The organism is Streptomyces sp. NPDC020958 (assembly GCF_055562175.1).
This window is the reverse complement of record NZ_JBVHFU010000002.1, coordinates 400204-413053: the sequence shown is the minus strand read 5'-3', so window position 1 is coordinate 413053 and position 12850 is coordinate 400204. Positions and strand designations below refer to the sequence as shown.

General features: G+C 69.3%; 13 protein-coding genes. All 13 read left to right on the top strand.

Translation table 11 applies throughout. The features are described 5' to 3' along the window. The first annotated feature begins 78 nt into the window (after nucleotides 1–78). The 13 genes from prmC (at nucleotide 79) to atpD (ending at nucleotide 12824) form a co-directional block, all read left to right on the top strand. Nucleotides 79–918 (top strand): peptide chain release factor N(5)-glutamine methyltransferase, encoded by an 840-nt coding sequence (gene prmC, locus ACZ3KP_RS07705; protein ID WP_132888994.1) that lies wholly within the window; start codon nucleotides 79–81, stop codon nucleotides 916–918. A gap of 52 nt (nucleotides 919–970) precedes the next feature. Next, nucleotides 971–1618, top strand: a complete 648-nt coding sequence (locus ACZ3KP_RS07700) for an L-threonylcarbamoyladenylate synthase (protein WP_358983049.1) — start codon at nucleotides 971–973, stop codon at nucleotides 1616–1618. Next, on the top strand, nucleotides 1615–2298 hold the full coding sequence (locus ACZ3KP_RS07695) for an arsenate reductase/protein-tyrosine-phosphatase family protein (RefSeq protein WP_467497267.1): 684 nt from the start codon (nucleotides 1615–1617) through the stop codon (nucleotides 2296–2298). Before ACZ3KP_RS07700 ends, ACZ3KP_RS07695 begins: the two co-directional genes overlap by 4 nt. 196 nt (nucleotides 2299–2494) lie before the next feature. Next, nucleotides 2495–3742 (top strand): serine hydroxymethyltransferase, encoded by a 1248-nt coding sequence (locus tag ACZ3KP_RS07690; RefSeq protein WP_467497265.1) that lies wholly within the window; start codon nucleotides 2495–2497, stop codon nucleotides 3740–3742. A 150-nt stretch (nucleotides 3743–3892) separates the two neighbouring features. Then, nucleotides 3893–5212, top strand: a complete 1320-nt coding sequence (locus tag ACZ3KP_RS07685) for an MraY family glycosyltransferase (RefSeq protein ID WP_467497263.1) — start codon at nucleotides 3893–3895, stop codon at nucleotides 5210–5212. A 313-nt stretch (nucleotides 5213–5525) separates the two neighbouring features. Further along, nucleotides 5526–5957: a hypothetical protein gene (locus tag ACZ3KP_RS07680; protein ID WP_467497261.1), complete on the top strand. Its 432-nt coding sequence runs from the start codon at nucleotides 5526–5528 to the stop codon at nucleotides 5955–5957. Between the two features lie 210 nt (nucleotides 5958–6167). Continuing rightward, nucleotides 6168–7004: a F0F1 ATP synthase subunit A gene (atpB, locus tag ACZ3KP_RS07675; protein ID WP_358983039.1), complete on the top strand. Its 837-nt coding sequence runs from the start codon at nucleotides 6168–6170 to the stop codon at nucleotides 7002–7004. A gap of 75 nt (nucleotides 7005–7079) precedes the next feature. Then, a complete protein-coding gene (gene atpE / locus ACZ3KP_RS07670) occupies nucleotides 7080–7328 on the top strand; it encodes an ATP synthase F0 subunit C (protein WP_132888906.1) in 249 nt (82 codons plus the stop codon). 37 nt (nucleotides 7329–7365) lie between these two features. Further along, nucleotides 7366–7911, top strand: coding sequence for a F0F1 ATP synthase subunit B (locus tag ACZ3KP_RS07665; protein WP_132888907.1), 546 nt, complete (start codon nucleotides 7366–7368; stop codon nucleotides 7909–7911). Further along, on the top strand, nucleotides 7908–8729 hold the full coding sequence (locus tag ACZ3KP_RS07660) for a F0F1 ATP synthase subunit delta (protein ID WP_467497258.1): 822 nt from the start codon (nucleotides 7908–7910) through the stop codon (nucleotides 8727–8729). The genes ACZ3KP_RS07665 and ACZ3KP_RS07660 overlap by 4 nt, the downstream gene beginning before the upstream one ends. 126 nt (nucleotides 8730–8855) lie before the next feature. Beyond that, nucleotides 8856–10445 (top strand): F0F1 ATP synthase subunit alpha, encoded by a 1590-nt coding sequence (gene atpA / locus ACZ3KP_RS07655; RefSeq protein ID WP_132888909.1) that lies wholly within the window; start codon nucleotides 8856–8858, stop codon nucleotides 10443–10445. A gap of 21 nt (nucleotides 10446–10466) precedes the next feature. Further along, on the top strand, nucleotides 10467–11387 hold the full coding sequence (locus tag ACZ3KP_RS07650) for a F0F1 ATP synthase subunit gamma (RefSeq protein WP_132888910.1): 921 nt from the start codon (nucleotides 10467–10469) through the stop codon (nucleotides 11385–11387). Further along, nucleotides 11388–12824, top strand: coding sequence for a F0F1 ATP synthase subunit beta (gene atpD / locus ACZ3KP_RS07645; RefSeq protein ID WP_467497255.1), 1437 nt, complete (start codon nucleotides 11388–11390; stop codon nucleotides 12822–12824). Nucleotides 12825–12850: the final 26 nt, after the last annotated feature.

The window sequence follows — 12850 nt, the reverse complement described above, 5'->3', positions numbered from 1 at the left end:
GTACGGAACGTACGAGTTACGACACGGAGGACCAGCGTGCAGCAAGAATTTGGGGGGCGACCCCCAAGCCCCCGCAGTGTGCTGCTCGCCGAGGTGGCGCAGGCCGCCCAGCGGCTGGCCGACGCCGGCGTGCCCTCGCCGCGCAACGACGCGGAGGAGCTCGCCGCGTTCGTGCACGGCGTGAAGCGGGGCGCGCTGCACACCGTCAAGGACGCGGACTTCGACGCCCGCTACTGGGAGGTCATCGCCCGCCGGGAGCAGCGCGAGCCGCTCCAGCACATCACCGGGCGGGCGTACTTCCGCTATCTCGAACTCCAGGTGGGTCCGGGGGTGTTCGTGCCGCGCCCGGAGACCGAGTCGGTGGTCGGGTGGGCCATAGACGCCGTGCGGGCCATGGACGTCGTCGAGCCCCGCATCGTCGACCTGTGCACCGGTTCCGGTGCCATCGCGCTCGCCCTCGCCCAGGAGGTCCCGCGCTCGCGCGTGCACGCCGTGGAGCTGTCCGAGGAGGCGCTCCAGTGGACCCGCAAGAACGTGGCGGGCTCCCGGGTGGACCTGCGCCAGGGAGACGCCCTGGACGCCTTCCACGACCTCGACGGCCATGTCGACCTGGTCATCTCCAACCCCCCGTACATCCCGCTCACCGAGTGGGAGTACGTCGCCCCCGAGGCCCGCGACTACGACCCCGAACTCGCGCTGTTCTCCGGCGAGGACGGCCTCGACCTCATCCGGGGCATCGAGCGCACCGCGCACCGGCTGCTGCGCCCCGGAGGTGTCGTCGTCATCGAGCACGCCGACACCCAGGGCGGCCAGGTGCCGTGGATCTTCACCGAGGAGCGGGGCTGGGCCGACGCGGCCGACCACCCGGACCTCAACAACCGCCCCCGCTTCGCGACCGCCCGCAAGGCGCTGCCGTGAGCACCCAGCTGACTTTCATCCCGCAGTACGTGTACGAGGAGGCCCGCTAGACATGGCACGGCGATACGACACCAACGACGCGACCGACCGCGTGACGGGTCTGCGCGAGGCCGCGTCCGCCGTCCGCCGGGGGGAACTGGTGGTGCTGCCGACCGACACGGTGTACGGCATCGGCGCCGACGCGTTCACCTCGGAGGCGGTCGCCGACCTCCTCGACGCCAAGGGCCGGGGCCGCAACATGCCCACCCCGGTGCTGATCGGCTCCCCGAACACCCTGCACGGTCTCGTCACGGACTTCTCCGAGCTGGCCTGGGAGCTGGTCGACGCGTTCTGGCCGGGCGCGCTCACCCTGGTCGCCAAGCACCAGCCGTCCCTGCAGTGGGACCTGGGCGACACCCGCGGCACGGTCGCCGTGCGCATGCCCCTGCACCCGGTCGCCATCGAGCTGCTCACCGAGGTCGGCCCGATGGCCGTCTCCTCCGCCAACCTCACCGGCCACCCCTCGCCGGAGACCTGCGACGCCGCGCAGGACATGCTCGGCGACTCCGTCTCCGTCTACCTCGACGGCGGTCCGACCCCGGGCAACGTGCCGTCCTCGATCGTCGACGTCACCCGTGAGGTTCCGCTGCTGCTGCGCGCGGGCGCGATCTCGGCGGAGGAGCTGCGCAAGGTCGTACCCGACCTCGAGGTGGCGAATTGACAGCCCCTGACGCGGGGCGTGGCATAGGCAACGGGGAGCGCGCGGCGGAGATCACGACGACGTTCGTGGGGCTGCCGCGCGACAGCTTCCGCATCCTCCACGTCAGCACCGGCAACGTGTGCCGCTCGCCGATCACCGAGCGGCTGAACCGCCACCTCGTGACCGACCGGCTCGGCACGTTCCTGGGCGGCGGACTGATCGTGGAGAGCGCGGGCACCTGGGGCCACGAGGGCGCCCCCATGGAGGCGAACGCGGAGGCCGTGCTCGCCGACTTCGGCGCGGACGCCTCCGGGTTCGTGGGCCGGGAGCTGCTCGACGAGCACGTCATCCGGGCCGACCTGGTGCTGACGGCCACCCGTGACCACCGCGCCCAGGTCATCTCCATGGGCCACTCCGCGGGCCTGCGCACGTTCACCCTGAAGGAGTTCACCCGGCTGGTCCGCGCCATCGACCCGGCGACCCTGCCGCCGCTCACCGACGGCGTGGTCGTCCGCGCCCGCGCGCTGGTCCGCGCGGCCGCCGCGCTGCGCGGCTGGCTGCTGGCCCCGACCGCGGAGGCCGACGAGGTCTACGACCCGTACGGCGCCCCGCTGCCGTTCTTCCAGTCCATCGGCGACGAGATACACGAGGCGCTGGACCCGGTGGTGACGGCGCTCACCGGTGTTCCGGCGCGGATGTAGAAGCGCCCCGTAAGGGGCGCTGGGGTACCACCCCCGGCCGAAGGCTGGGGGAGGAACTGCGCGAGCAGCCCCTACCCACCCGCAGTCGCGCGACCGGCCGTCCCCCCGACGCCCCACCCGTACGCACAAACCGCGCGTCCGTCGCATACCGGGCCTACATTGGACCTACGTCACCGCCGACCGTCCGGAGCCCGTCATGTCGGTCACCCCTGCCCTCGACGAGGGCGATCTGCTGCTGCGGCGCCAGGACCCGGAGCTGGCCGAGCTCCTGCTGGCGGAGCTGACCCGGCAGTCGACGTCGTTGCAGCTGATCGCCGCCGAGAACTTCAGTTCCCCGGCCGTGCTGGCGGCGCTCGGCTCCCCGCTCGCCAACAAGTACGCCGAGGGCTATCCGGGCGCCCGGCACCACGGTGGCTGCGAGATCGTCGACGTCGCCGAGCGGCTCGCCGTCGACCGTGCCAAGGCCCTGTTCGGCGCCGCCCACGCCAACGTGCAGTCCCATTCGGGCTCCTCCGCCGTGCTGGCGGCCTACGCCGCGCTGCTGCGCCCCGGTGACACCGTGCTCGCCCTCGGGCTGCCCTACGGCGGCCACCTCACGCACGGGTCGCCGGCCAACTTCTCCGGCCGCTGGTTCGACTTCATCGGGTACGGGGTGGACGCGGAGAGCGGGCTCGTCGACTACGACCAGGTGCGGGCGCTGGCCCGGTCGCACCGGCCCAAGGCGATCGTGTGCGGGTCCATCGCCTACCCCCGCCACCTCGACTACGCCCTCTTCCGCGAGATCGCCGACGAGGCCGGCGCGTACCTGATCGCCGACGCCGCCCACCCGATCGGGCTCGTCGCCGGGGGAGCGGCCCCGAACCCGGTGCCGTACGCCGACGTGGTGTGCGCGACCACGCACAAGGTGCTGCGCGGGCCGCGCGGCGGGATGCTGCTGTGCCAGGCGCCCGAGCTGGCCGAGCGCCTGGACCGGGCGGTGTTCCCGTTCACCCAGGGCGGCGCGCAGATGCACAGCGTCGCCGCCAAGGCGGTCGCGTTCGGGGAGGCGGCGACACCGGCGTTCAGCGCGTACGCCCATCAGGTGGTCGCCAACGCGAAGGTGCTCGCGGCCCGTCTCGCCGAGTGGGGGCTCGTGGTCACGACGGGCGGCACCGACACCCATCTGATCACCGCCGACCCCGCCCCGCTCGGGGTGGAGGGGCGCGTCGCCCGGGGACGGCTCGCCGCCGCCGGGATGGTCCTCGACTGCTGTGTTCTTCCGCACGGCGACGCACGCGGGCTGCGGCTGGGCACGGCGGCCGTGACCACCCAGGGCATGGGGGAGCCGGAGATGACCCGGATCGCGGACCTGCTGGCGGCCGTGGTGCGCGGGACGTCGGAGGTGGGGAGGGTGCGTGACGAGGTGCGGGAGCTCACGGGTAGATTTCCGCCGTATCCCCGTTGAGAGGGGGTAGGCGCAGCGTCGTAGGCACCGTTGTGCGCCCGGTTCACAGCCGCACGTGCAACCATCGTCGCTACCCGGAAGTCCTCACACATATGCGTCCCTCGCTAGGGTGTGGGGCTGTGATGGCCAGCGAGACCTGTGGGGAAGCCCGTGCGTGAATACCTGCTGACGCTCTGCATCACGGCCGCGGTGACGTATCTGCTGACAGGGCCGGTGCGGAAGTTCGCGATCGTGGCCGGGGCGATGCCGGAGATCAGGGCCCGTGACGTGCACCGGGAACCCACTCCGCGGCTCGGCGGTATCGCCATGTTCTTCGGGCTGTGCGCCGGTCTGCTGGTCGCCGACCACATGACCAACCTCAACGAGGTCTTCGAGAAGTCCAACGAGCCGCGCGCGCTGCTCTCCGGGGCGGCGCTGATCTGGCTGATCGGTGTGCTCGACGACAAGTTCGAGATCGACGCCCTCATCAAGCTGGGCGGTCAGATGATCGCCGCGGGCGTCATGGTCATGCAGGGTCTGACGATCCTGTGGCTGCCCATCCCGGGTGTCGGCACGGTGGCGCTGACCCCCTGGCAGGGCACCCTGCTGACGGTGGCGCTGGTGGTGATCACCATCAACGCGGTGAACTTCGTGGACGGCCTGGACGGCCTGGCCTCCGGCATGGTGTGCATCGCCGCCGCGGCGTTCTTCATGTACGCCTACCGGATCTGGTACTCGTACGGCATCGAGGCCGCCGCCCCCGCCACGCTGTTCTCGGCGATCCTGATGGGCATGTGCCTGGGCTTCCTGCCGCACAACATGCACCCCGCGCGGATCTTCATGGGCGACTCCGGCTCCATGCTGATCGGCCTGGTGCTGGCCGCGGGCGCGATCTCGGTCACGGGCCAGGTGGACCCGGACGTGATGAACCTGTTCGCCGGGTCCGAGCGCAACGCGGTGCACCAGATGGTGCCCGTGTACATCCCGCTGCTGCTGCCGCTGACGATCATCGCGGTGCCGGCCGCCGACCTGGTCCTCGCGATCGTGCGGCGCACCTGGCGCGGCCAGTCGCCGTTCGCGGCGGACCGCGGGCACCTGCACCACCGGCTGCTGGAAGTCGGCCACTCGCACAGCAGGGCCGTGCTGATCATGTACTTCTGGGCGGCCCTGATCGCCTTCGGGGCGCTGGCCTACTCCGTGAACTCCGCCTCGATGTGGATCGTGCTCGGTGTGGTGTTCTTCAGCGCGGTCGGCCTGGCGCTGCTCCTGCTGCCGCGCTTCACCCCGCGGGCCCCGATGTGGGCGCAGGCCTTCGTCCCGCCGCGCTACCGGCGCCGCAGGGCCGCCCTGGCGGCCCAGGCGCCCGCCGCCGCAACTCCGCAGCCGGCGGCTGTAGTTGGGACTCCGGAGCGCGGTCAGGCCAACGGTGCGACGGCCATCGGAGGCCACTCCCGCGTGCTGGACCGGCGCACCTCGGGAAGCTCGCGCTGACCCTCGCCAAGGTAAGAATCTGACTAGAGCATTGCCAACTCGTGGGGGAGTAAACACCCCCAATACCAGACAGAACGGCCCGGTTTTCGCTCAGACGGGCAGGTTCACTCTCATGTGTGACACCAAGCACACCGAACAGGTAAAGACCTCATCAAATAGTTTGTGATACGGTTCACGAGAACCCCGGACAGAGCCGACGGACGCAACCGCGTTGGTCCATTGGCGTGAGGCAGGCGTGAGGTTTTCGCCCCTCCGACCGGGACTACGCTCGTCCATGACGACACCTGCCCCCTGTGAAAGCGGAGTTGCCGCCATGCCGTCCAATGACGCCCGGATCCTGGCCCAGGCCGCCGTACCCACGGCTGCCGTCGGCGTGCTCGCCGCCGTCGTCGGCGGTGTGGTCGCTGGCGGCAAGGGAGTGATCGGGGCGCTCGTCGGGACGGTGATCGTGATCCTCTTCATGGGGATCGGTCTCTACGTCCTGCAGCGCACGGCCAGGTCCATGCCACAGCTCTTCCAGATGATGGGCCTGATGCTCTACGCGGCCCAGCTCCTGCTGCTGGTCGTCTTCATGGCCGTGTTCAAGAACACGACACTGTTCAACCCCCGGGCCTTCGCCCTCACTCTCGTGGTCGCCACCCTCACGTGGATCGCCGCGCAGACCCGCGCCCACATGAAGGCCAAGATCCTCTACGTCGAACCGGACAAGGCCGACAAGGCCGAGAAGACCGGGCATTCGTCGTGAGGGGTAGGGCCGGGATAAAGGCGTACGAGAGATCCTGCTATCGTCCGGTGCCAACTGCGGCATCGCGGGCGCGGGCATCTGAGCTGACGCCTGCTCAATCGCGAGGCGAGATGCCCCTCAGCCGCCCCCACATCCGTAACACCAGTCCCGTGCCGAACCGCGGCCCTGCGCCGCGCCGACACAACGAGGTTGCCGTACCCATGCGCCACGATGAAGGAGCCCGCGGTGAGTGCTGACCCGACGCAGACGCTCGCTTTCGACACGAGCTGCCACCTGTTCGACGGGTGTGGCTTCCCGGCTCCGGGCCTGCACTCGTTCCTGTTCAAGCCGCTCTTCGGCGACGCGGACAGCAGCGTGTACTTCAACAAGACGATGCTGCTGGCGCTGCTCGGGTCGATCATCATCGTGGGCTTCTTCTGGGCCGCCTTCGCGCGTCCGAAGGTTGTCCCGGGCAAGCTCCAGATGATCGCCGAGACCGGCTACGACTTCGTCCGTCGCGGTGTCGTCTACGAGACCATCGGCAAGAAGGAAGGCGAGAAGTACGTCCCGTTCGTCGTCTCGCTGTTCTTCTTCATCTGGATGATGAACCTGTGGTCGATCATCCCGGTCGCCCAGTTCCCGGTCACCGCGATCATCTCGTACCCCGCGGTGCTGGCCGCCCTCGTGTACATCACGTGGGTCGTGCTCACCTTCAAGCGCCAGGGTTTCGTCGGCTTCTTCAAGAACGTCACCGGCTATGACAAGACGCTCGGCCCGGTGCTCCCGCTGTCGATGACGATCGAGTTCTTCTCGAACCTGATCGTCCGGCCGTTCACCCACGCCGTACGACTCTTCGCGAACATGTTCGCCGGTCACACCCTGCTGCTGCTCTTCACGATCGCCAGCTGGTACATGCTGAACGGCATCGGCATCGCCTACTCCGGTGTCTCGTTCGTCATGGTCCTCGTGATGACCGCCTTCGAGCTCTTCATCCAGGCTGTCCAGGCGTACGTCTTCGTACTGCTGACCTGCAGCTACATCCAGGGCGCGCTCGCCGAGCACCACTGAGCGCCAACCCGACCACCCACCCAGGCATCCGGTGGCCAACCCCCACCGGTCATTGAAAGAGAAGGAAGAACCGGCATGTCCGCTCTCGAAACCATTGCCGCCGGCGTCCAGATCAAGGGCAACCTCGGTTCCATCGGTTACGGCCTCGCGGCGATCGGCCCGGGCGTCGGTATCGGCATCATCTTCGGCAACGGCACGCAGGCGCTCGCCCGTCAGCCCGAGGCCGCCGGCCTCATCCGCGCCAACCAGATCCTCGGCTTCGCCTTCTGTGAGGCGCTCGCCCTGATCGGTCTGGTCATGCCGTTCGTCTACCCGGCCTCCTGACCCGACCGTCGCGCACTTTTAGACGAAAGGCACTGATATGAGCCCCCTGGTTCAGCTGGCGGCGGAGGAGGCCGAAAACCCCCTCATCCCGCCGATCCCAGAGCTCGTCATCGGCCTCATCGCCTTCGTCATCGTCTTCGGCTTCCTCGCCAAGAAGCTCCTTCCGAACATCAACAAGGTTCTGGAGCAGCGCCGCGAGGCGATCGAGGGCGGTATCGAGAAGGCCGAGGCCGCGCAGACCGAGGCCCAGAGCGTCCTTGAGCAGTACAAGGCGCAGCTGGCCGAGGCCCGTCACGAGGCCGCGCGCCTGCGCCAGGAGGCTCAGGAGCAGGGCGCCGCGCTCATCGCCGAGATGCGCGCCGAGGGCCAGCGGCAGCGTGAGGAGATCGTCGCCGCCGGGCACGCCCAGATCGAGGCCGACCGCAAGTCGGCCGCGCAGGCACTGCGTCAGGACGTCGGCCAGCTGGCCACCGACCTGGCCGGCAAGCTCGTCGGCGAGTCCCTCCAGGACCACGCCCGGCAGAGCCGCGTCATCGACCGCTTCCTCGACGAACTCGAGGAGAAGGCCGAGGCGGCTCGATGACAGCGCACGGAGCGAGCCGCGAGGCCCTGGCAGCCGGACGCGAGCGTCTCGACGCGCTGACGGACTCCGTGTCCGTGGACGCGACGCGGCTCGCCGACGAGCTGGCGGCCGTCACCGCGCTGCTCGACCGCGAGGCGGGCCTGCGTCGGGTCCTCACCGACCCGGCGCAGTCCGGCGAGGCCAAGGCCGAGCTGGTCCGCCGCCTGATCGGCGGGCAGGTCTCCGGGACCACCGCCGACGTGGTGGCCGGTCTGGTCCGCTCCCGCTGGTCGCAGTCCCGCGACCTGGTGGACGCGCTGGAGGAGCTGGCGGACGTCGCCGACCTCACCGCCGCGCAGAAGTCGGGCACGCTGGACGACGTCGAGGACGAGCTGTTCCGCTTCGGCCGGATCGTCTCCTCCAGCACCGAACTGCGCGCCGCGCTCACCGACCGCAAGGCGACCGGCGCCGCCAAGATCGAGCTGCTGCACCGGCTGCTCGGCGGCCGGGCCAAGCCGGTCACCGAGCGTCTGGTCACGCGCCTTGTGACCGCGCCGCGGGGACGTAGCCTGGAAGCGGGCCTGGAGGCCCTGTCCAAGCTCGCCGCGGAGCGCCGCAACCGCGTCGTCGCCGTCGTCACCTCGGCGGTCCCGCTGAGCGAGCCGCAGAAGCAGCGCCTGGGCGCCGCCCTCGCGAAGCTCTACGGCCGCACGATGCACCTGAACCTCGACGTCGACCCCGACGTCGTCGGCGGGATCCGGGTGCAGGTCGGTGACGAGGTCATCAACGGTTCGATCGCGGACCGGCTCGAGGACGCGGCCCGCCGCATGGCGAGCTAGCACCCAACTCAAGAGTCAGTACGTACTTACGGCCCTGGTTGGGCCGGTGTGCAGAAGAATCCTGGGGGTCGCCCCCAGACCCCCCAAGTGAAACTTCGGGCCCAACAAGGAGAGCAGGGAACCCAGATGGCGGAGCTCACGATCCGGCCGGAGGAGATCCGGGACGCGCTGGAGAACTTCGTCCAGTCGTACCAGCCGGACGCGGCCTCGCGCGAGGAGGTCGGTACGGTCACCCTTGCCGGCGACGGCATCGCGAAGGTCGAGGGTCTTCCCTCGGCCATGGCCAACGAACTGCTGAAGTTCGAGGACGGCACCCTCGGCCTCGCGCTGAACCTGGAAGAGCGCGAGATCGGCGCCATCGTCCTCGGTGAGTTCAGCGGCATCGAGGAGGGCCAGCCGGTGCAGCGCACCGGTGAGGTCCTCTCCGTCGCGGTCGGCGAGGGCTACCTCGGCCGCGTCGTCGACCCGCTCGGCAACCCGATCGACGGCCTCGGCGAGATCGAGACGTCCGGCCGCCGTGCCCTGGAGCTGCAGGCTCCGGGCGTCATGGCCCGTAAGTCGGTGCACGAGCCGATGGAGACCGGCTACAAGGCCGTCGACGCCATGACCCCGGTCGGCCGCGGCCAGCGTCAGCTGATCATCGGCGACCGCCAGACCGGCAAGACCGCCCTGGCCGTCGACACCATCATCAACCAGCGCGACAACTGGCGCTCGGGCGACCCGAAGAAGCAGGTCCGCTGCGTCTACGTCGCCATCGGCCAGAAGGGCTCGACCATCGCCTCCGTGCGTGGCGCCCTCGAAGAGGCCGGCGCGCTGGAGTACACGACCATCGTCGCCGCCCCGGCGTCCGACCCGGCCGGCTTCAAGTACCTGGCGCCGTACACCGGCTCGGCCATCGGCCAGCACTGGATGTACGACGGCAAGCACGTCCTGATCATCTTCGACGACCTGTCGAAGCAGGCCGACGCCTACCGCGCCGTGTCGCTGCTGCTGCGCCGCCCGCCGGGCCGTGAGGCCTACCCGGGTGACGTCTTCTACCTGCACTCCCGTCTGCTGGAGCGCTGCGCCAAGCTCTCCGACGACATGGGTGCCGGCTCGATGACCGGTCTGCCGATCGTCGAGACCAAGGCCAACGACGTCTCGGCGTTCATCCCGACCAACGTCATCTCCATCACCGACGGCCAGTGCTTCCTGGAGTCGGACCTGTTCAACGCCGGTCAGCGCCCCGCGCTGAACGTCGGTATCTCCGTCTCCCGAGTCGGCGGTTCCGCCCAGCACAAGGCGATGAAGCAGGTCTCCGGCCGACTGCGTCTGGACCTGGCCCAGTACCGCGAGCTGGAGGCGTTCGCCGCCTTCGGTTCCGACCTGGACGCCGCGTCGAAGTCGCAGCTGGAGCGTGGTCAGCGTCTGGTCGAGCTGCTCAAGCAGGCCCAGTACCAGCCGATGCCGACCGAGGACCAGGTCGTCTCCGTGTGGGCCGGTACCACCGGCAAGATGGACGACGTCCCGGTCGCCGACATCCGCCGCTTCGAGAAGGAGCTGCTCGAGTACCTGCACCGCAAGGAGCAGGGCCTCATGACCTCCATCAAGGAGGGCGGCAAGATGTCGGACGACACCCTCACCGCTGTCGCCGACGCGATCGCCGAGTTCAAGAAGCAGTTCGAGACCTCGGACGGCAAGCTTCTCGGCGAGGACGCCCCGGCCGCGGCCAAGTGACGTAAGGAAGGGACCTGACTCATGGGAGCCCAGCTCCGGGTCTACAAGCGTCGCATCCGATCCGTCACCGCGACCAAGAAGATCACCAAGGCGATGGAGATGATCGCCGCCTCGCGTGTCGTCAAGGCGCAGCGCAAGGTGCGGGCCTCCGCGCCGTACGCGACCGAGCTCACCCGCGCGGTCACGGCGGTCGGTACCGGGTCGAACACCAAGCACCCGCTGACGACCGAGGCGGAGACGCCGACGCGTTCCGCGGTGCTGCTCCTGACGAGCGACCGCGGTCTCGCCGGCGCCTTCAACTCCAACGCGATCAAGGCCGCCGAGCAGCTGACGGCGCGCCTCGAGGCCGAGGGCAAGGAGGTCGACACCTACATCGTCGGCCGTCGCGGTCTGGCCCACTACAACTTCCGCGAGCGCAAGGTCGTGGAGTCGTGGTCGGGCTTCACCGACGAGCCTTCGTACGCGGACGCCAAGAAGGTCGCGGCGCCGCTGATCGAGGCCATCGAGACGGAGACGGCGGACGGCGGGGTGGACGAGCTCCACATCGTCTACACCGAGTTCGTGTCGATGATGACGCAGACGGCGCTCGACGCCCGGCTGCTGCCGCTGCGCCTCGAAGAGGTCGCGGAGGAGGGCGCCGCCAAGGGCGACGAGATCCTCCCGCTGTACGACTTCGAGCCCTCGGCGGAGGACGTCCTCGACGCCCTGCTGCCGCGCTACGTGGAGAGCCGCATCTACAACGCGCTGCTCCAGTCGGCGGCTTCGAAGCACGCCGCCACGCGGCGCGCGATGAAGTCGGCCACCGACAACGCGGGCGAGCTGATCAACACGCTCTCCCGTCTTGCCAACGCGGCCCGCCAGGCCGAAATCACCCAGGAAATCAGCGAGATCGTCGGAGGCGCCAGCGCCCTGGCCGACGCGACCGCGGGGAGTGACCGATAAATGACCACCACTGTTGAGACCGCGACGGCCACGGGCCGCGTCGCCCGGGTCATCGGCCCGGTCGTCGACGTGGAGTTCCCCGTCGACGCGATGCCGGACATCTACAACGCCCTTCACGTCGAGGTGGCCGACCCGGCCAACGCCGGCGAGAAGAAGACGCTGACCCTGGAGGTCGCCCAGCACCTGGGTGACGGCCTGGTCCGCACCATCTCCATGCAGCCCACCGACGGTCTGGTCCGCCAGGCCCCGGTCACCGACACCGGCGACGGCATCACCGTCCCGGTCGGCGACTTCACCAAGGGCAAGGTGTTCAACACCCTCGGTGAGGTGCTGAACGTCGACGAGCAGTACACGGGCGAGCGCTGGTCCATCCACCGCAAGGCCCCGAAATTCGACGAGCTCGAGTCGAAGACCGAGATGTTCGAGACCGGCGTCAAGGTCATCGACCTGCTCACCCCGTACGTCAAGGGTGGCAAGATCGGTCTGTTCGGCGGTGCCGGCGTCGGCAAGACGGTGCTCATCCAGGAGATGATCTACCGCGTCGCCAACAACCACGACGGTGTCTCCGTGTTCGCCGGTGTCGGCGAGCGCACCCGTGAGGGCAACGACCTCATCGAGGAGATGACCGACTCGGGCGTCATCGACAAGACCGCCCTGGTCTTCGGCCAGATGGACGAGCCCCCGGGCACCCGTCTGCGCGTCGCGCTGGCCGGCCTCACCATGGCCGAGTACTTCCGTGACGTCCAGAAGCAGGACGTGCTGTTCTTCATCGACAACATCTTCCGCTTCACGCAGGCCGGTTCCGAGGTCTCGACGCTGCTCGGCCGGATGCCCTCCGCGGTGGGCTACCAGCCGAACCTGGCCGACGAGATGGGTCTCCTCCAGGAGCGCATCACCTCGACCCGTGGTCACTCGATCACCTCGATGCAGGCGATCTACGTCCCCGCGGACGACCTGACCGACCCGGCTCCGGCCACCACCTTCGCCCACCTCGACGCGACGACGGTGCTCTCCCGTCCGATCTCGGAGAAGGGCATCTACCCGGCCGTGGACCCGCTGGACTCCACGTCCCGGATCCTGGACCCGCGGTACATCGCGGCGGACCACTACGCCTGCGCCATGCGGGTGAAGACGGTCCTCCAGAAGTACAAGGACCTCCAGGACATCATCGCGATCCTCGGTATCGACGAGCTGGGCGAGGAGGACAAGCTCACCGTCCACCGCGCCCGTCGCGTGGAGCGCTTCCTGTCCCAGAACACCCACGTCGCCAAGCAGTTCACCGGCGTCGACGGGTCGGACGTCCCGCTGGACGAGTCGATCGCCGCGTTCAACGCGATCATCGACGGCGAGTACGACCACTTCCCGGAGCAGGCGTTCTTCCTGTGCGGTGGCATCGAGGACCTCAAGGCCAACGCCAAGGAGCTGGGCGTCTCCTGAGCCCCGTGCTCTGACGGAGGGGGCGG

Bases quoted from the DNA above. Each gene is read 5' to 3' on its own strand.
- ACZ3KP_RS07700 (WP_358983049.1), top strand. From the start codon at position 971: ATGGCACGGCGATACGACACCAACGACGCGACCGACCGCGTGACGGGT.
- ACZ3KP_RS07690 (WP_467497265.1), top strand. From the start codon at position 2,495: ATGTCGGTCACCCCTGCCCTCGACGAGGGCGATCTGCTGCTGCGGCGC.
- ACZ3KP_RS07680 (WP_467497261.1), top strand. From the start codon at position 5,526: ATGCCGTCCAATGACGCCCGGATCCTGGCCCAGGCCGCCGTACCCACG.
- atpB (WP_358983039.1), top strand. From the start codon at position 6,168: ATGAAGGAGCCCGCGGTGAGTGCTGACCCGACGCAGACGCTCGCTTTC.
- atpE (WP_132888906.1), top strand. From the start codon at position 7,080: ATGTCCGCTCTCGAAACCATTGCCGCCGGCGTCCAGATCAAGGGCAAC.
- ACZ3KP_RS07665 (WP_132888907.1), top strand. From the start codon at position 7,366: ATGAGCCCCCTGGTTCAGCTGGCGGCGGAGGAGGCCGAAAACCCCCTC.
- ACZ3KP_RS07660 (WP_467497258.1), top strand. From the start codon at position 7,908: ATGACAGCGCACGGAGCGAGCCGCGAGGCCCTGGCAGCCGGACGCGAG.
- atpA (WP_132888909.1), top strand. From the start codon at position 8,856: ATGGCGGAGCTCACGATCCGGCCGGAGGAGATCCGGGACGCGCTGGAG.
- ACZ3KP_RS07650 (WP_132888910.1), top strand. From the start codon at position 10,467: ATGGGAGCCCAGCTCCGGGTCTACAAGCGTCGCATCCGATCCGTCACC.
- atpD (WP_467497255.1), top strand. From the start codon at position 11,388: ATGACCACCACTGTTGAGACCGCGACGGCCACGGGCCGCGTCGCCCGG.